Annotated in this window: 18 protein-coding genes; 7 read left to right on the top strand and 11 right to left on the bottom strand. The window is 57.4% G+C overall.

Annotated elements, in window-relative coordinates:
• Positions 1-73 precede the first annotated feature (73 nt).
• From MPAL_RS03245 to MPAL_RS03255, 3 genes are all read left to right on the top strand, one after another.
• The gene (locus MPAL_RS03245) at positions 74-1,543 is read left to right on the top strand and encodes a B12-binding domain-containing radical SAM protein (protein WP_012617332.1); all 1,470 of its coding nucleotides are present in this window, start codon (positions 74-76) and stop codon (positions 1,541-1,543) included.
• A gap of 116 nt (positions 1,544-1,659) precedes the next feature.
• Positions 1,660-2,904, top strand: a complete 1,245-nt coding sequence (locus tag MPAL_RS03250) for an SLC13 family permease (RefSeq protein ID WP_012617333.1) — start codon at positions 1,660-1,662, stop codon at positions 2,902-2,904.
• 37 nt (positions 2,905-2,941) lie between these two features.
• On the top strand, positions 2,942-3,793 hold the full coding sequence (locus tag MPAL_RS03255; protein ID WP_012617334.1) for a pirin family protein: 852 nt from the start codon (positions 2,942-2,944) through the stop codon (positions 3,791-3,793).
• 59 nt (positions 3,794-3,852) lie between these two features.
• Here MPAL_RS03255 and MPAL_RS03260 read toward each other — a convergent pair whose 3' ends face one another.
• Both MPAL_RS03260 and MPAL_RS03265 read right to left on the bottom strand, forming a co-directional pair.
• The gene (locus MPAL_RS03260) at positions 3,853-4,533 is read right to left on the bottom strand and encodes an MBL fold metallo-hydrolase (RefSeq protein WP_012617335.1); all 681 of its coding nucleotides are present in this window, start codon (positions 4,531-4,533) and stop codon (positions 3,853-3,855) included.
• Entirely contained in the window at positions 4,533-5,351 is an 819-nt protein-coding gene (locus MPAL_RS03265) for a class I SAM-dependent methyltransferase (RefSeq protein WP_158303614.1), read from the bottom strand. The genes MPAL_RS03260 and MPAL_RS03265 overlap by 1 nt, the downstream gene beginning before the upstream one ends.
• A gap of 383 nt (positions 5,352-5,734) precedes the next feature.
• Between MPAL_RS03265 and MPAL_RS03270 the strand changes: the two genes are divergently transcribed.
• Positions 5,735-6,949, top strand: coding sequence for a trans-sulfuration enzyme family protein (locus MPAL_RS03270; RefSeq protein ID WP_012617337.1), 1,215 nt, complete (start codon positions 5,735-5,737; stop codon positions 6,947-6,949).
• An 84-nt stretch (positions 6,950-7,033) separates the two neighbouring features.
• Positions 7,034-7,318, top strand: coding sequence for a hypothetical protein (locus MPAL_RS03275; RefSeq protein ID WP_012617338.1), 285 nt, complete (start codon positions 7,034-7,036; stop codon positions 7,316-7,318).
• A gap of 23 nt (positions 7,319-7,341) precedes the next feature.
• Here MPAL_RS03275 and MPAL_RS16110 read toward each other — a convergent pair whose 3' ends face one another.
• A complete protein-coding gene (locus tag MPAL_RS16110) occupies positions 7,342-7,488 on the bottom strand; it encodes a hypothetical protein (RefSeq protein WP_012617339.1) in 147 nt (48 codons plus the stop codon).
• 303 nt (positions 7,489-7,791) lie between these two features.
• On the opposite strand from MPAL_RS16110, the gene MPAL_RS03280 reads away from it, so the two are divergent.
• Positions 7,792-8,652, top strand: a complete 861-nt coding sequence (locus MPAL_RS03280; RefSeq protein WP_012617340.1) for a methanogenesis marker 8 protein — start codon at positions 7,792-7,794, stop codon at positions 8,650-8,652.
• Between the two features lie 173 nt (positions 8,653-8,825).
• Positions 8,826-9,575, top strand: a complete 750-nt coding sequence (locus MPAL_RS03285; protein ID WP_012617341.1) for a ZIP family metal transporter — start codon at positions 8,826-8,828, stop codon at positions 9,573-9,575.
• A gap of 31 nt (positions 9,576-9,606) precedes the next feature.
• Here the strand turns inward: MPAL_RS03285 and MPAL_RS03290 are convergent, their stop codons facing one another.
• From MPAL_RS03290 to MPAL_RS03325, 8 genes are all read right to left on the bottom strand, one after another.
• Entirely contained in the window at positions 9,607-11,022 is a 1,416-nt protein-coding gene (locus MPAL_RS03290) for a DUF2252 domain-containing protein (protein WP_012617342.1), read from the bottom strand.
• Between the two features lie 82 nt (positions 11,023-11,104).
• Positions 11,105-11,383 carry an NAD(+)/NADH kinase gene (locus MPAL_RS03295; protein ID WP_048145128.1) on the bottom strand — a complete coding sequence of 93 codons (279 nt, stop codon included), beginning with the start codon at positions 11,381-11,383 and terminating at the stop codon, positions 11,105-11,107.
• A gap of 104 nt (positions 11,384-11,487) precedes the next feature.
• The gene (locus MPAL_RS03300) at positions 11,488-11,967 is read right to left on the bottom strand and encodes a cupredoxin domain-containing protein (protein ID WP_012617343.1); all 480 of its coding nucleotides are present in this window, start codon (positions 11,965-11,967) and stop codon (positions 11,488-11,490) included.
• Between the two features lie 16 nt (positions 11,968-11,983).
• Positions 11,984-12,820: a hypothetical protein gene (locus tag MPAL_RS03305; protein WP_012617344.1), complete on the bottom strand. Its 837-nt coding sequence runs from the start codon at positions 12,818-12,820 to the stop codon at positions 11,984-11,986.
• Positions 12,817-14,991, bottom strand: a complete 2,175-nt coding sequence (locus tag MPAL_RS03310) for a heavy metal translocating P-type ATPase (protein ID WP_012617345.1) — start codon at positions 14,989-14,991, stop codon at positions 12,817-12,819. The genes MPAL_RS03305 and MPAL_RS03310 overlap by 4 nt, the downstream gene beginning before the upstream one ends.
• 8 nt (positions 14,992-14,999) lie before the next feature.
• Positions 15,000-16,031, bottom strand: coding sequence for a cation transporter (locus tag MPAL_RS14165; RefSeq protein ID WP_148208114.1), 1,032 nt, complete (start codon positions 16,029-16,031; stop codon positions 15,000-15,002).
• Positions 15,994-16,191: a heavy-metal-associated domain-containing protein gene (locus MPAL_RS03320; RefSeq protein WP_012617347.1), complete on the bottom strand. Its 198-nt coding sequence runs from the start codon at positions 16,189-16,191 to the stop codon at positions 15,994-15,996. The genes MPAL_RS14165 and MPAL_RS03320 overlap by 38 nt, the downstream gene beginning before the upstream one ends.
• A 387-nt stretch (positions 16,192-16,578) precedes the next feature.
• Positions 16,579-17,361 (bottom strand): winged helix-turn-helix transcriptional regulator, encoded by a 783-nt coding sequence (locus tag MPAL_RS03325; protein ID WP_158303615.1) that lies wholly within the window; start codon positions 17,359-17,361, stop codon positions 16,579-16,581.
• Positions 17,362-17,430: the final 69 nt, after the last annotated feature.

Raw genomic sequence — 17,430 nt, forward strand, 5'->3', positions numbered from 1 at the left:
GCAGGTCGTCTGATCTTCACTGGAATCGGAACGAACGACCGGTAAATGAACATTATTTATCGGAGATGAGCGCATGACCCGGGTCGTCTTTGTCAACCCCCTCGATTCGTCCATTACAACAACAGGCCTCGGCCTCAAAGCACCGCCTCTGAATCTTATGTATCTTGCCGGTGCGGTTGAACAGGCAGGATTCTCCCCCAGTATCGTTGACGCGAATCTCCTCAATGCCCCCCCGGAGAAGATAACAGAGATCGTAGCACGGCTGCATCCTGACCTGGTCGGTCTGACGGCTACAACAGCAACGATCTCAAAGGCGTTCCAGTACGTCAGGAAAATTCGTGATGCGGTACCTGAGTGTTTTATTTTCATAGGTGGCCCGCATGTTACCTTCCTCCCCTCTGAGACCCTTGCCGAATGCCGCGAACTCAATGCCGTCGTCATCGGAGAAGGTGAGGAGACAGTCGTTGATCTGGTCACGTCATTCTCCATGACCGACCCTCACTGGCCGGAAACGGTTCGGGGGATTGCGTACAGGCGTAATGACGGAGATAGGGAACGGATCGTCGTCACACCGGCAAGAGAATTGATTCAGAATCTGGATGCATTGCCGTTTCCCGCCCGTCATCTGGTCCCATTCAACGAATACAAACTGTTTGACAAGGATGCAACAATCGGATATATGATCACCAGCCGTGGCTGCACGTTTGCCTCCAATTACTGCTCCTCCTCGCACCTGATGGGTGGGATGTTTCGGGCGCGGTCTCCAAAAAATGTGGTTGACGAGGTGGAGGAACTCGTTTCAACCTACCATGTGGACACCATTGAGTTTCTTGATGACAATTTTATGCTCAATCGTTCCCGGGCCATCGATATCGCCCATGAAATTCGATCGAGGGGACTTGATATCTCCTTCGTCGCCTCTTCCCGGGTGAACGCGGTCAATCGCGATCTGTTGATGGAATTAAAAAAGGCCGGTCTCTCTACAATATATTATGGTGTCGAATCGGGTTCTTTGCGCACCCTGAAGTTGATGAACAAGCGAATCACGTTATCCATGGCTGAGGATGCGGTCAGGATTGCAAAAGACTGCGGTATCAGCGTACTCACCTCGTTCATTATCGGGTATCCTGGGGAAACGTATGAGGATATGAATGCAACAATCAGGTTTGCGATCCGTCTCGACCCCGATTATGCACAGTTCACCATTCTCACCCCGTACCCGGGAACCCCGATATTTCAGGAATTGAAGAAGAACAACCTCCTAGCCACTGAAGATTGGGACCGCTACACTGTACTTGAGCCCATTATTCGATACGAAGCGTACGGGCTGACTTCGCGGAAGATCTCCCGCAAGCTCAAGGAGGCATATCTGCGGTTTTACCTGCGTCCAGGATACCTGTTCAGGCGGTCCGGTCTTTTAAAAACTGTACTCTATACCCTGTACCACAGTTACTTCCGACCTGCATTCCTGCACTCCGATCCTCAGGGTTGGTACCGTAATTTTCCTGGCAACGAGCTCTCGGATTGCGAGAAGGGGACATAACTCCAGTACCTGGGGAAGACCTGGAACCCCTTACTTTCCTGAAATTTCTTGACAGCCCCCCGATCCCAACGCTCATCCCCCGGCACCTCGAACACTGATCCACGTATTTCTCCGTCGTGGTCCTGGCCGCCGTCTTCCTGCTGATCGCCGTCCGGCAGGTCGGCCGGCTCAACCTGAAGATCTGGCAGGTCATGCTCGGGGGAGCTGTTGCCGTCCTCGTCACCGGCCAGATCGCCCCTATCGATGCCCTGGGGGCCGTCGACCCCGACGTGATGCTCTTCCTCTTCGGGATGTTCATCGTCGGTGAGGCCTTCGTCGCCAGCGGGTACCTCTTCACCGTCGGAGACCGGATTTTTTGCCATACGAAGACCCCCGACCAGGTCGTCCTTGCGGTCCTCTTCGGTGCCGGCCTCCTCTCCGCCCTGCTGATGAACGACACGCTCGCGATCATCGGCACCCCCCTGGTCCTCGGGATCGCCTCCCGCACCCGGATCTCCCCGAAACTGCTGCTGCTGACCCTCGCGGTGGCGATCACCACCGGCAGCCTGGCCAGCCCGGTCGGCAACCCCCAGAACCTGCTCGTCGCGGTGAACGGCGGGATCCCCTCCCCGTTCATTACCTTCGGCACCTACCTGCTCGTCCCGACCCTGATCGGCCTCCTGCTCGCCTACCTGGTCCTCCGGCTCGCATACCGCAGAGAGTTCCAACCCGGCAAATCCGTCGACAGGCCGGCCTGCCTCCCGACTCCCGCCGGTGACCCCCCCGCCTTCGATCGGCACCTGGCCTTGCTCGCGAAGTCCTCGATCGTTATCATCGTCCTCCTCGCCGGGGTGAATATCGCGGCCTCGACGATGGGCGGCGGGATGACCGTCCCGCTTCCGCTGATCGCCCTCGCCGCCGCCCTCCCGATAATCCTCCTCTCCCCGCGGCGATTCGAGGTCATCAGGACGATCGACTGGCCGACACTCGTCTTCTTCGCCGCCATGTTCGTGCTTATGGAGAGCGTCTGGCGGACGGGCTTCTTCCAGCAGTTCGTTTCGGCCGGCGGCCTCACCACGGTGCCGGCCCTCCTCGCCACCAGCGTCCTCTTCAGTCAGTTCATCTCCAACGTGCCGTTCGTCGCTCTCTTCCTGCCGATGGTCCTGCAGGCCGGCGGGACACCCGCCCAGTTGATGGCCCTCGCGGCCGGCAGCACCCTGGCCGGCAACCTCACCATCCTCGGGGCTGCCAGCAATGTGATCATCGTCCAGAACGCCGAGAAGCAGGGGGAGACCCTGACCTTCGCCGAGTTTGCCCGCGTGGGTGTACCCCTGACCCTCCTGCAGATGGCGGTCTACTGGGTGTTTCTCGATCTCCTCTGACCCATAGATTCAAAAACATGCAGACCCAGTTCCGTGCATGACGACACAGGTCCGTGCAGTGGAAGACGTCCGAACGGCGACTCCGACGATCGAGGGTGCAGGGGTTCACCTGCACCGGGCCTTCGGCAGTGCCGAGTTCGATCCGTTTTTGATGCTCGACGACTTCCGGGGAGACCGGCCTGAGGAGTACCTGCCCGGTTTCCCCACCCACCCGCATCGGGGGATGGAGACGGTCACCTACATGCTCGAGGGGATCATGGCGCACCGGGACAGCATGGGGAACGCCGGCAATATCAATGCCGGGGATCTCCAGTGGATGACCGCAGGCTCCGGTATCGTCCATTCGGAGATGCCCCGGCCGGTGAACGGACGTATGGGTGGGTTCCAGCTCTGGGTGAACCTGCCCCGGTCAGAGAAGATGATGGACCCGCGGTACCAGGAGATCATCAGCGACCAGGTGCCGGTCGTCTCCCCGGCCGAAGGGGTCACGGTCCGGGTGATCGCCGGATCGGTGGCCGGCGTCATCGGACCTGTGCGGGGGATCGTCGCCGACCCCGAGTATCTCGATGTCTCGCTGGGTCCGGAGGTCATCTTCTCTCACCCGGTGAAGGAGGGGTACACTGTCTTCGCCTACATCATCGGTGGAGGAGGAATGTTCGGGACCAGGCGGGGAGACCTGGTGAAGAATCGCGACCTGGTCCGGTTTGGTGATGGTGCCTCGGTGGGGGCCCGGTCCGGTGAGATGGGGATGCGGTTCCTCCTCCTCTCCGGGCGACCGATCCATGAACCGGTGGCCTGGCAGGGGCCGATCGTCATGAACACGGCCGAGGAACTCCGCCAGGCGTTTAAAGAATACCGGGAGGGGACCTTCATCCGGAAGAAGGCTTGATGGGGCTGGTGAGGCCCTGGGATTCCGGAGTCCGCGTACACCTGGTGCGATCTGCCCCTTTACCGGGGTAATGTTTCTGCAAACTCGCGGACCGTATCCCCTGCCCCTGTCCTGAGGGGGATTCCATGGCCAGGGAGGAGAATGTCGAAATCAAGGGTGGCGATCCTCCGGATAGATTTCTGTTCCTGGTCGATGTCCTGGGTGAAATTTTTCGGACCTTCTGATAGTATTTTCCCGTCATACCGGAGGATATCTCCTCCCCAAAAGGTCCGGGTTGCCTCATCGAGCAGACCCAGGCTTCCTGGGGTGTGGCCTGGAATATGGACAGAGACCAGTCCATCGATCCGGTCGCCATCTGTAAGAAGGATATCTGGCTCGAAAAAATTCTGTTTTATAACCAGATTCATGATACGCGTCAGAAGTCCGATCATTCCTCTGGGTGGCGGGATCGGAATTTTTCCCCTGAAATATTCCGCTTCCGCCGAATGAACAGCGACCTTTGCCCTGGGGGCTGCCTGTTTGAGTTTCATGACCCCGCCGACATGGTCCATGTGGGCATGGGTCAGGATGATGGAACTGATCTCAGATGGATCTCTCCCGAGATCTTTTGTGATGTACTCGATGATCTTCGCACCGCTGCCCGGCATGCCGGTATCGATGATCGTCAGGGACTCCCGTGCGACGATGTAACAGTTCGCGTTCACCCCGTCCACCTGATGAATCCCTGATAAAATCTCCATTATGCTTCCCTCCGGGCAATGACGTCCCAGATGGGGCGTCCACTCCATCTGTTCTCAAGACTCTGCTGCTGGGGAGATGCCGATTTGCCCGATCGGAACCGCTGCCAGAGTTCAAGGGGAATGACGACGGTCTGGATATCGATATCCGCAAAACCGTGACTGGCGAGCATCCCGGTTATCTCCTCGCGGGAGTATCCCCTCCGGTACCCGAAGACGGGAACCTGTTCCCCATTTTCGTTTGTTGTGAACCCTGCCGGCTGGACCTCAGTCCCGATCTGTCTTCTCTTTTTCGTCACCAGCTGCCGATTCAGGCCGGCATCATAGTCTCCCGAATGGCTGAAGAATTCAAAGTCTCCGACTGTAAAACGGAGGAACCCTCCGGGTCGCAGCGCAGTTCTGAACTGCTCAAGGGCGGTGTCCGGGTCGAGATAACCGAAGACATTGAGGAGGATGATCCTGTCGATCGATGCAGGAGGGAGTGTATGGAGAGCGTCAGGTCTATTCAGGTCGGCCTGGAGTGTGGTGACGGTTGTCGATCCTTTCACTGGTTCCAGTCGGGCTAAAACATAGGCGAGAATGTCAGGGGATACATCAGCTAGATGATAGTCTCTAATGGTTGATCTCTCCGAGAGGGTTCTAAACGCGAGGTCGCCCCGTCCGGGACCGATCTCCAGGACGGATGCGCCTTCACCCAGCCACCGGGCGGTCCCTGAAGCCCACTCCGGAATATTGACCGGACTCGGGCAGACAAATTCATCCAGGTTCTGGGAAATTGCCCCCCAGTATCTGGCATTTATTGAATATTCGTTCGCTTCCATGCGATCACTTCTATAGTTAGTATACAGGTATACAGATTTTTTGATGATGTGGTGATCATTGTTCTTCGACATCGCAGGTTTGTATTGTTGAGAGTGGTATACTCTGCAGGAAGGGATCGTGCTCTCGTACCTTCTGGGTCTGGCTGTCTCTTCCCAAACGGCCATGGGTGAATGTGCCTGCCCTGGGCGCCTGGAATCCCCGGACCGAATGCGGCAACAATTGCCCGGAGATGCGGAACTATTCCCTCTCCCGCTCAACAGAGATGTAATAATTAGAATCACTCTCGGGTCACCCCGTCAGTCTCCATGCACCAGCCCCTGTCGGTACCTGCCTCGGGACTTCCACGGCTGGTGTTTCCAGTACATTATCCGGAAATGACACCATGACTGAAAAAACTGCTCCCCGTCGGGGACTGATGACCGATGCGATCCATGCGGGGGAGACCCCCGATCCTGTGACCCGGGCATCGGCCCCCGGTATTGTAATGTCGACTGCATTCCTTGCCGATGCCGGCGCTTCGTTCTCTGCTGAAGACTTCGGCGATGAGACCCCGTACCTGTACACCCGCTGGAAGAATCCGACCGTCGACCAGCTCGAACAGAAACTCGCCGTCCTCGAGGGGGCGGAGGCGGCCGTGGCTTTTGGAAGCGGCATGGCCGCCATCACGGCCCTGCTCCTGTACAACCTCTCTGCAGGGGATCATCTCGTCATCAGTGACGTCTCCTATGCAGCAACTGCAGAGATGACGGACGAACTGATCCCACGTCTGGGTATATCGGTCACCAAGGTCGACATGTCTGACCCGGAGAATGTCCGGAATGCGCTCCGCCCGAATACCCGGCTCATCTATGCAGAGACTCCGGCGAACCCGATCATCCGCCTGACCGATGTTGAAGCCATCGCAGCCATCGCACGGGAGAACGGATCGAAGTTCGCCGTGGATGCCACCTTCGCTTCCCCCCTGGGTATCCACCCGCTCGCCCTTGGAGCGGATTATGTGATCCATTCCCTGACCAAATATGTCTGCGGCCATGGTGACGCCATCGGCGGTGCGGTCCTTGGGAATAAGATGGACATGGCCGGCATCAAGAAGGGGATCGCGATCCGGACCGGCGGGATCCTGAGTCCGTTCAATGCCTGGCTGATCCAGCGGGGTGCGTCTACCCTTCCCCTCCGGATGAAGGCCCATGAAGAGGGAGCCCTGATCGTTGCACAGTTCCTCGAAGATCATCCGAAGGTGACCCGGGTCATCTATCCGGGTCTTGCTTCGCATCCCCAGCATGCGCTGGCCAGCCGGCAGCTCGAGAATTTCTCCGGAATGCTGACATTCCAAGTCGCAGACGGAGCAAAGGCCGCAACGATCATCGCCGACCGGCTTTCGATCATCCATTACGCGGTCTCGCTCGGTCATGTGCGGAGCCTCGTCTTCTACCTCTCCACCGACGAGATGCTCAGGACTTCCTTCCGGATGACGCCGGCACAGGAACAGTCGTACCGGGAGTTTGCAGGTGATGGAATCTTCCGGCTCTCGGTCGGTCTTGAGGATCCACAGGATCTCATTGCAGATCTCGAGTACGCCCTTGCAGGGATTCCGTGAATCACTTCATGGTGTTGACGGGTCTTCTTCAGGATGAGATAGGTGAATGTGATTCAGAACCGGGAATATTGGGATTGACGACATATGACAGACATACGATCTGAAACGAAACGTGGCGTGCCTCTTCACGATGATCTGATTGAAGAGCGGATGCAGGAACTGCGGGACACGCAATCCTCCTGTCCGGCCTGCCAGGTGAATGCCCCCTTCGATGACCTGGAGACCTACCAGAAGAAGATTGAAACGAAGATTGGTATCGAAACAATGAAACACGGCGATCTCGATCACCCGGACGATGTGGAGATCGAGGTGTCGACATCGGTGCGAATCCAAACATCGACCGGATCCGGTTCTGGCGGAGAAGAATAATGTTCTTTTCAGCGTGGGCCTGTTTAGAATTTTATCTTCAGATCCACCAGTGCGATGGCGATGCTCACACCGATCGCGACCCAGTAGAGAACCATCAATCCGATCTCAATCCAGGTCCACCGAGCAGAACGGTTCTTATGGTGGCCTGGTTCATCGTTGATGCAGTTCATAGCAGGTACTTGGGTATGGGTTCGTTCATATCACTTGACGCTCCGGCAAATTTTGTCGTCAATTCCCTGTTTTTGTAATACCTGGTAGTGAAAAATATCATTCATACAACCGGCATTCTTGCAGCAATGACCTGTCCTCAGAAACACCGTTAACGGCTCTCCTGTTACCGGTTAGCGAGCTCCCTCTGCAGGCGATCGATCCATCAGTCTATCTCAATCCTCAAAAAAGATCTGCCACCTCTTTTGCCGGAATGTTTATGTTCCTTAAACCGGGAAGCAGATATGATTAAGAGCAGGCATCTTATGACAGCAGAACACGATGAACATGTCATAGAGGCGATCGGAAGAAGCCGGATCGTCATACGGGGAGGAGAAGTGGTCGAGGTCGGTGAGGCACGGATAACAACGTGTCCTCTTGCAAAACGGTTCGCCCTTCCTGTTCCAACAATTAATAAAGACGCCGTGAAGGCAAACATCGAATACCGCATTCGGACCTGGGGAATGTGTACGCCACAACGGGACGTGCTCGATACCCGGGAGTTTGTCGGATTCGGGGCATCCGAGATCCTGAGTTTCGGGCTTCACACCGGCCTGATCGATGCGGTTGTCCTCGCCTGCGATGGCGCCGGAACCGTCATCGTGACAACACCCGCCCTCGTGCAGGGGATCGGCGGAAGAATGTCCGGGCTCGTTTCCACGACCCCCTATCCTGAGGTAATTCACCGGATCGAGGAGAACGGCGGGGTTGTGATCGATAAGGCCCACGCTCGCCTGAACCAGACCGCCGGCGTCAAACGGGCCCTTGAATTGGGATATAAAAAGGTAGCCGTGACGGTTACGCTGCCAAATGACGCAAAAACGATCCGGAATCTCTATCCCGATACGATCATCTTCGGCGTCCATGTCACCGGGTTGACCCCCGATGAGGCAGAGACGTTCGCCGCCTCGGCGGACCTGATGACCTCATGCGCCTCAAAAACGGTCCGGGAGATCATCGGCAGGCACGCTCTCATGCAGGCCGGCGTCGCAATCCCGATCTTTGTCCTGACATCGAAAGCAAAAGATCTCATCATCGAAAAACTTCACCAGGGCACCGAGCAAGTGCTGATCAAAACCACGAAACTTCCGTCACTTGGGGATCAGCAGCCGGATCCGCTGGTCTGATACTCCCTCATTTTTTAAGAAATTTGGACCCCCTGGAACTGGTCGATCGTTCCATCGCGGGGGCCGATCGCTTTGAACCCGGTCCGTCACCGAACACTCTTATGCCCAGGACACTATTCTACTGAAGATAGACGTGGATCTCTTCAGAGCTCCCCGATCTTGTGGATGATATCATGGTTCCACTCTGGGTGATGGCCGGGCTCTGGGGATCGGTGGCGGGCTCAGCCCTTCTGATCGGGGCGGCAACTGGCTATTATCTGAAGATTCCGCAGCGAATCGTCGCCCTGGTCATGGCTTTCGGTGCCGGCGTCCTCCTCTCTGCCATCTCCTTTGAACTGCTCGACGACGCCTATTCCCTGGGAGGCATCGGCCCGGTGATCACGGGCTTCATCGCCGGCGCCCTGATCTTCACCGTGGCAAATATTCTGCTGGCCCGAAACGGGGCCAGACATCGAAAGCGGTCGGGGCTGCCCCCTGGAGACGAATTAGAGAGTAACGGTGCTGCCATCGCCGTGGGTTCTGTGATCGATGGGATCCCCGAGTCGATCGCCATCGGGTTGACGATGATTGGGGGAGGGACAGTCAGTACGGCGACGGTCATCGCCATCTTCCTCTCTAACATTCCCGAGGGGCTCTCCAGTTCTGTCGGCCTGAAGGCCCGTGGATGGCACGCGGCACGGGTCTTTCTGATGTGGGGCGGTATCGCTGTCTGTTCAGGCCTCTCGTCGCTGGCTGGGTACTCGATCTTCAGTCATTTCAGCCCGAATATCATTGCCGCGGTGCTGGCTCTCGCGGCAGGGGGTATCCTCGCGATGCTCGTCGATACCATGATCCCCGAGGCGTTCTCAAAGACCCATAACCTGACCGGCCTGGTGACGGTCCTCGGTTTTATCACGTCGTTCATTCTTTCAAAACTGGGGTGATTCAGAATGGGGAGGGCAGGTGGTCATCCAATCAGGGATCGTGGCTGGCCGTGATCGCTCCTGTCTGCTCGGCCACCACGAGGGTCTGATGATCGAGGTCGGTCTGTCTGGAGTATGCCGCTGCAAACGCGGTGATCGCCGTATCGAATTGATCGGTCTTTCCCAGGTATCCGCTGATCAGGGCTGCATCCCCTGCCTTCGCATGGGCCCGGGCCAGGGTCTTGCCACAGATCGTGGCATACGTCGCGAAGGCTGCCGGGGTGAACCCCTCGATCGTGAATGCATATTTCATGTCCCGCAGTTGCCGGACGTAATAGTTCAGATCCCCTTTTGGGGTTGTCGTCCAGCCGAGGAAGATGTCGCTCGCTGCCTGGAGGAGCCGCTGCCCCTGCACGACCCGTTCCCCCTGGTTTATGAACTCGCTGGGGGCGGTGTAGGGTTCGAGGACCGAGGGCTGGGCCTCTTTGATCTGGAGCAGGAGTGGCTCGCCTTCTGAGGAGAGCAGGATCACTCCGCATCTGGTCCCGACCGACCCCACCCCAACCACCTTCATCACGAAATCGTCGACCTGGTACCGGGCCAGCAGGCACTGCCGATCATAGGTGAGTGTCTCTCTATACTGCTCGAATCCTTCGATAAATGTCTCCTCAGCCCTCAGTTCAGACGGTGGATGGTAGATCAACGGTGGTTGATCGATGATCCGTCGTCGTCCGTCGACCACCTCCGTGATCTTTGGAAAGAGATGTTCGGCGATCCTTTTTCTGGCTTTGAGAGCAATGATTTCGTCTTCATGTCTCGTCGCCCTGTCCGGGGCGGTTGCGATCAGGTCATCGATCTTCAGTTCGGTGTACCAGACCGCCAGAAGCGGCATACTGCTGAACTCGATCATCGCCTCGCGATAGGCTCTGACCATCGTCCTGACCACGGACTCACACTTCTTCTGGGTACACCCGTTTCCCCTGGCTGCCACGTAAAAACTGGCCGCAAGCCGTTTCACATCCCATTCGAAGGGGGCAGGGTGGGTCTCATCGAAGTCATTGAGATCGAAGATCAGGTTCCGCTCGGGGGTTGCGAAGAGGCCGAAGTTGGCGAGGTGGCAGTCGCCACAACACTGGACTGTGATCCCTGAGTTCGGTGTCTGCGAGAGATCATAAGCCATCACAGCCGCTGAACCCCTCAAAAATGTAAACGGCGTCTTCAGCATCCGTTCGTACCTGATTGGGACAAGGTTCGCAAGCCTGGAGAGATTCGATTTCGCAAGAATCCCAAGGATGTCATGCCGTTCGGCCGATACCTCCCATTTGGCGTGTTCTGCGAGCGGGACATTTGCACGCAGTGCCTTCCCCTGTTTATATCGTTCCTTCCGGATCATCTGTTCGCCGATGAATATGGCTGTTCCTTCGGTGTCTCTCCTCACTCTGGTATGTAGTCCCTGTCCAGATCTCATGTCATCATGCTCTGCTTGGGATCTGGCCGAGGGAACTGAAATAGGTTGGTGTCATCGGTTGGGAATAGAGATCCTGAAAAGATCAGGGAACACCTGGCTGGTAGATCTGTTTCCGCTGGGCGATCCGGTAGGCCTCCTCGTCGACATCCATCACCTCGGCATCGCGGAGGGTGTACTGCGTTGGGCTATCGATGATCTCCGCTGCCGTGGCCGGGTCGATGGCGAAGAGGGCGGAGTACATCTTCACCCCTGCCGGTATCCCGAGGATCGGAATCTCCCGGCCGGCGACAACGAAGATCTCCCGGGCCGTGCCGTCCCCCGGCAGAAGAGGATCGTCTTGGACTCCCCGGTAATTCTGCACTTCAGCGCCTCATCGATGGCCCCCTTCACTGCATGGGAGGTCTTGGGGGCGACGATGATCCCTTCGGTGCGGGGGAAGGGAAGGGGTGAGATATCACCCCATCTCTAACTGCTCTCGACGATGAGTTTGCCGTTGCCGATACCCATGTTGCAGTGAATGGGAAAGGTCCCAACCCTGTCTGCGGTGAACTCGATCACGTTATCACCAGATCTGATCGCCTTGCTGATACCATACGTATCGATGTTGACCACGAGCATGCATCCCTGGAGAGTTGTGGGATCCCCTTCGATACGAACCTTTGTTCCCTGCTTCACACGGATCTCGGCCGGTGAATACTGGGAACCATCGTAACTCAATTTGATGGTCTTGGTCTGTCCGGTCTCCGTTCCTCCGTCCGTGGAATTAGATGTATTTCCGCCAATCACTCCGGTTGGATTTGGAGATCCTGATTGTTGCAGAGCCGCTGCACCGGTTGTCGGAGTGTTCTGAACACTTCCTGTCGCGATACCTCCGCAATGCAGGATATGTATCGCAATGACTGCTACAATGATGATCCCAATCGCTGCTTTCGTTGTTGAATTCATTTTCGTTATCTCCTCCTTATCCAAGCTGGGTTTCATTCAACGGTACAACGTGCATCATATCGAAACTCGAGTTCGTCGTTTCGAGCACTCCGACCACGACCACATTCTTTCCGAAGAAACCCCGTATTTCGTCCCCGACTGTCCCGAACAACCCCTCTTCACGCATCATCTTTGCCTCGTTCGCGCCGAGGACAATCGGATAAAAATCTACTCCCCCGAGATCGTGTACCGAATAGCCGCTCATGTTGCCCTCCGCGAGCACGAACTTCGTGGGCACGGTCTCGTTCACTCCGAGGGTGTAGAAGAGCTTCGGCACCTTTTCTGGCGTCAGTTTCGAGTAGACCCGTCCCTCCTCGCCCGTAAGATTGCCATAGTCGTGCGTGCTCAGGAAGTGCAGGTCGTCGACGAATGTTCCGGTGCGGTTGAAAGTTCCGCCGATCTCAATCCTGTCCAATCCGAAGAAATTCGTCAGGGCGTCTCCGGGTTTCGCGAACAACTTCTCTTCTTTCATCATCTCACCTTCGGTATACCCGAGGATCATGGAGTTTCCATCGGGGATCCTCTCGCCTTCTGCCACGCTCAGGTTTGCGAGCGCGTTGCTCTTTGCATGGGCGAAGACCTTGGGCGTGCCGTCCGGGGTGAATGCAATCTTGTACGTGATCCCGTCGAAGACCGACGGATCGACCGGTGCCGGCGTCATGCCGGTTATCTTCGACATCGTGCCGTTTGCCGTGCCGCCACCCATGCCGGCCGGGGCCCCGAGTGCGAAATACCCGAAGGATCCGAGGATCATGATCACCGCTGCGAACGCAAATGCGCCCCTGTTCTCCCTGAACCATAGACCTATCTTCATGGTGTCACCTGGAGTTTGACCCACCTGAGGGTGAGCGCGTTCGTCACGACCGATACACTGGAGAGCGCCATAGCGCCGCCTGCGATGATGGGTGAGAGCAGAATGCCGTATGATGGATACAGGATCCCTGCAGCGATTGGAATTCCAATGATGTTGTACATCAGAGCCCAAGCCATATTCTGTCGAATTTTTTTGATCGTTGCCCTCCCAAGCCGTATCGCCTGTGGCACATCAAGCGGGTCGGAACGCATCAGGACCACGGAGCCGGCCTCCATCGCCACGTCTGTTCCCGAACCCATCGCGATCCCGATGTCTGCCTGCGCAAGGGCGGGAGCATCATTGATGCCGTCGCCGACCATCACGACCTTGAGTCCCTTCTCCTGGAGTCGTTTCACATATTCGGCCTTGTCCTGGGGAAGAACCCCGGCAAAGACGTTCTCGATACCGGCAATACGGGCGATCGCTCGGGCGGTCTTCTCGTTGTCCCCGGTGATCATCCAGGTCTCGATCCCCAGGCGTTTCAGATCCTCGACCGCCCTGGCGCTCGTCGCCTTGATGGTGTCTGCGACACCGATGACCGCACGGGGAACGTTGTCGACCTTCAGGATCATCGCCGTCTTTCCCTCGCTCTGGAGACGGCTGACCTTAGTCTCCATATCAGCGCCGAGGACGCCCGGTTCGGGTTTTCCGAGGTAGACCGATCTGCCGTCGACGGTCGCGGCCACGCCGAAGCCGGGTATGGCCCGAAATTCTGAGACGTCCCCGGGATTTACGCCCCGCTCCCGTCCGTACTCAGTGACGGCGTCGGCAAGCGGGTGCTCGGAGTTCCGTTCGACCGCATACGCATACCCGATCAGGGTCGGGACCTCGTCCTCAGATTCGGTGAGGAAGTTCGTCACCCGGGGTTTGCCCTCGGTGATGGTCCCTGTCTTATCGAAGACGACCGCGTTCACTGCGTGCATCATCTCAAGGCTCTCGGCACTCTTGATCAGAATGCCCTTCTGTGCACCAACCCCGGTGCCGACCATGATCGACGTCGGTGTCGCAAGACCGAGTGCGCACGGGCAGGCGACCACGAGCACGGCCACGGCCACCATGAGGGCGAACGGAAACGACATACCGAAGACGAAGTACCACGCGACGAAGGTGAGCACGGAGATTCCGATCACAGCCGGGACGAATATACCGCTGATCCGGTCCGCGAACCGCTGGATATCGGCCTTGCTCCCCTGTGCATCCTCGACGAGCCGGACAATCTGCGAGAGGACCGTATCCGTTCCGACCCTGGTCGCCTCGAACCGGATCATCCCGTTCTTGTTGATCGTCCCGCCGATGACCGTCGACCCCACGGTCTTCTCGACCGGAATGCTCTCCCCGGTGATCATGCTCTCGTCGACGGCCGATCCGCCCTCGACAACGGTTCCGTCGACCGGAACCCTTTCGCCGGGTTTCACCAGCAGGAGATCGCCCACCATCACCTCTTCGATCGGGATCTCGATCTCGCGCCCTTCCCGCACGATGGTCGCGACCTTTGGCGTGAGCCCCATCAGCTTCCGGATCGCATCGCTCGTTCTCCCCTTGGTCACCGCCTCGAGATACTTCCCGAGGACCACCAGCGTGATCAGGACGGCCGCGGTCTCGAAGTACTGCTCGGTGACCAGTCCGAACATCGCAGCGACACTGTAGAAGTACGCTGCGCTCGTCCCGACGGTGATGAGCGTATCCATGGTCCCGATCCGGTTCTTGAGTGCGCTCCAGGCTCCAAGGTAGAAGTTTTTTCCCACCACGAACTGAACCGGGGTCGCCAGCAGGAAGAGCAGGAGCACCCGGTACGGCACGTCCATGAAGACCATCCCGAGCAGGAGTGCGGGAACAGCAAACAGGGCACTGAAGATCAGGGAGATCTTCAGATCCGAGATCTCCTTCTCCCGAACGAGCCGTTCGGTGTCGGGGTCGACTCCTATCTTCGCTCCATACCCTTTCGACACGATCAGGTCGATGAGTCTCTGCTCGTCGAGCAGCGACTCGTCGAACTCCACTCGCGCCTTTCGGGACGCGTAGTTCACGTTGGCCGTGACAATCCCGGGCGTTTTTGTGAGCGCCCGTGAGATCAGAGTGGCGCACGACCCGCAGTGCATACCGTCGATGTTTATCTCAACTTTCTTCATCATCGTCTCACCTATCCGCCGAGGACGTAGCCTGTCTTCGGCCCGAAGACATACACAACGGTCAGGGCAAGGTTGAGCGCGAGCGCCAGGACGGCGAACTCCATCCCGCTCACCCTGAGATCCTGCTTTGTCATGTTCCCGAACTCCTTGTACAGCATGTAACTGAACGCTACCAGGATGACACCCTCGGTCCCTACCAGAATGAAGAGGAACGGGACGAGCCGATCGTAGATCAGCATGGCCGAGAGCATCGCTCCCATCGTGCCGGCCATCAGACCGCCCATCATCCCCTCCATCACGCCCATGACCCCGCACGACCGTCCTGTGACATAACCGAGACTCATCCCGGCTCCCATTCCAATGATGCTCCCGAGGAACATTCCGTTCGTCGCACCTACGAACGCACCGATCAGAAACCCTCCGGCCATTCCGAAGGTCATGCCGGTCATCATGCCGGTCATGCACGACGAACTCTTCCGAAATGCATTCGAATGGTAATAGGCGAAGAGGAATGCCACGACCGAGACCGTGGTGAGGAGCATGACGCTCCAGTAGGTATTCAGGTATCCAGGAGTGTTTTTGAAGAGTACACCGAAGAGCACTGCCTGTACTACGAGCACAAGGGCGATCGCTCCGAGGGCATACCGAAAGAGTGTGTGTTCTACCTCGAAACCCCGGGCATTGAAGATCACCTTCTTCAGGACATCGATTCCACGACGGAACGAGCCGGCCTCGAAGCCTTCCGCTGCCCTCTCGCCGGGAAGAAGCAACTGATAACCCTTCCCACGAAGTTCATCGCGTATTTCTTCGAGATGACCCCTCCTGCTCTCGATGATCAATCGATTGTTCGCCATGTCGACTGATGTGACTCGTGCTCCCGCATGTCGTGAGACCGTCCGCTCGATTATCCTCGCACAGGACTCGCAGTGCATGCCGTGGAGCGTGAGGTCGGAGACGATCACGCCATCGGCCCGATCCTGCCCGGTCCGGCTCTCTGGAACGGGTTCAGAGGGTGAACCCTTCGCTCTGGATTGCCTGTCCAATCGCCTCAAGCGTCGCCTCCGAATCGTGAGTGACAACCACTGTTCCGCTCACATGGTCGACCGAGAGCACCTGTGCACCCGGTATTTCACTTATCGCGTCTTCAATCAACATCGCACAGCTCGCGCAGTGCATCCCATAAACCTTGAGAGTCGTTTCCATGCTGTTGTTCTCCAAAGCCCTGCCTGGTCCCCGTGCTCGTGACTGAGGTGAGCCTATGAACCGTCAGGGGAATTTGTACATCTTGTGAAACGTGATCCCTGTCTGCACCGACGGCGTGTTCTTCTCGCACCTTCGGGGGCAGGGATTGAATCACAATTGTGATGAGAAGTCGGCACAGTCGGTATAACGTGTTCTCACCGGATCCTCTCCCGATTCCATGCCACGGTGCACCTTTCTGTTCCGGGTCTGATCTGGCCAGAAGTAACGATGAGGGGACCGTGCAGATCGTTTGGAATCAAGCGGAAGAAGAACGAGTGGAGAAGAAGAGCGAATGCGGACAGTATCTCTAAAAAATGGGTGGTCTGGAAGGGATCAGCGATGATCCTTTCAGGTCACGGTGCAGGGGGTTGCGGCAACCTGATGCATCGCCGCACTCCCGTCATCGGTCAGGCGGTACAGGGTGTTTCTCCCCCGGTGCTCCGCCGTCACGATTCCGTCGTCGAGGAGACGATGCATATGCCAGCGGACGGTTGGGGCCGAGCATTCGATCTGTGCGGCGATCATCGACTGCGTGATCCCGGGGTTCGATCGAATGAGGGCAAGGATCGTGCCTGCCGTCGGGCTCCTGATATGGAGGAGGAGACGCTGTTCGATAGCCCCATACCGTCCACTGTTTTCGAAGTACCGGGTCGTCCCCCGCTCTCGCATGACGGTTATCTTATGGAAGGACTCCAGCAGGTCGAGATGGTACCTGAGTGTCTGTCGGTTCATTACGACCATCTGGGAGATCGCTGCGAGGTCGATTCCGGGGTTCGATACGATCGTCGTGTAGATCGCCGCCCGCATGGGGTGTTCGAGGAGATTTTTTCGATAGATCCGGCGCTGGCCGGAGAGACGTTCCTCCTCTGTTCCACGAGGACCTCTGAAGGTCTCCCTCGGGTCACCGACTGCGGTACAGGGATTTGGCATCGGACAGGGACGGTCTGAGGTAGATTTGGCCTGGGCAGAATCAGCGAACCCTTCGCACGAGCCCATGGGAGAACTCATACTCCCGGTCGAGCACGGGAGACGGAGAACTCCTGATGAAATGCAGAAGAGCGAGACAGGAGACGCCGCAACGGCCAGGCAGAACGCGATAACGATCCAGGCGATCCTCTTGTTCGTTGACATCACCATGTACTTCAGGGAATTCTCAATATAGTATCTCTTATTGTGGCAGTTGTTGCAGTGGAACACTTC

The sequence above is a fragment of the Methanosphaerula palustris E1-9c genome, assembly GCF_000021965.1.
Lineage (GTDB): Archaea > Halobacteriota > Methanomicrobia > Methanomicrobiales > Methanospirillaceae > Methanosphaerula > Methanosphaerula palustris.

Bases quoted from the DNA above. Each gene is read 5' to 3' on its own strand.
- MPAL_RS03290 (WP_012617342.1), bottom strand. From the start codon at position 11,022: ATGAGATCTGGACAGGGACTACATACCAGAGTGAGGAGAGACACCGAA.
- MPAL_RS03265 (WP_158303614.1), bottom strand. From the start codon at position 5,351: ATGGAAGCGAACGAATATTCAATAAATGCCAGATACTGGGGGGCAATT.
- MPAL_RS03300 (WP_012617343.1), bottom strand. From the start codon at position 11,967: ATGAATTCAACAACGAAAGCAGCGATTGGGATCATCATTGTAGCAGTC.
- MPAL_RS03275 (WP_012617338.1), top strand. From the start codon at position 7,034: ATGACAGACATACGATCTGAAACGAAACGTGGCGTGCCTCTTCACGAT.
- MPAL_RS03260 (WP_012617335.1), bottom strand. From the start codon at position 4,533: ATGGAGATTTTATCAGGGATTCATCAGGTGGACGGGGTGAACGCGAAC.
- MPAL_RS03310 (WP_012617345.1), bottom strand. From the start codon at position 14,991: ATGATGAAGAAAGTTGAGATAAACATCGACGGTATGCACTGCGGGTCG.
- MPAL_RS03305 (WP_012617344.1), bottom strand. From the start codon at position 12,820: ATGAAGATAGGTCTATGGTTCAGGGAGAACAGGGGCGCATTTGCGTTC.
- MPAL_RS16110 (WP_012617339.1), bottom strand. From the start codon at position 7,488: ATGAACTGCATCAACGATGAACCAGGCCACCATAAGAACCGTTCTGCT.
- MPAL_RS03280 (WP_012617340.1), top strand. From the start codon at position 7,792: ATGACAGCAGAACACGATGAACATGTCATAGAGGCGATCGGAAGAAGC.
- MPAL_RS03285 (WP_012617341.1), top strand. From the start codon at position 8,826: ATGGTTCCACTCTGGGTGATGGCCGGGCTCTGGGGATCGGTGGCGGGC.
- MPAL_RS03255 (WP_012617334.1), top strand. From the start codon at position 2,942: ATGACGACACAGGTCCGTGCAGTGGAAGACGTCCGAACGGCGACTCCG.
- MPAL_RS03325 (WP_158303615.1), bottom strand. From the start codon at position 17,361: ATGTCAACGAACAAGAGGATCGCCTGGATCGTTATCGCGTTCTGCCTG.
- MPAL_RS03245 (WP_012617332.1), top strand. From the start codon at position 74: ATGACCCGGGTCGTCTTTGTCAACCCCCTCGATTCGTCCATTACAACA.
- MPAL_RS03270 (WP_012617337.1), top strand. From the start codon at position 5,735: ATGACTGAAAAAACTGCTCCCCGTCGGGGACTGATGACCGATGCGATC.
- MPAL_RS03320 (WP_012617347.1), bottom strand. From the start codon at position 16,191: ATGGAAACGACTCTCAAGGTTTATGGGATGCACTGCGCGAGCTGTGCG.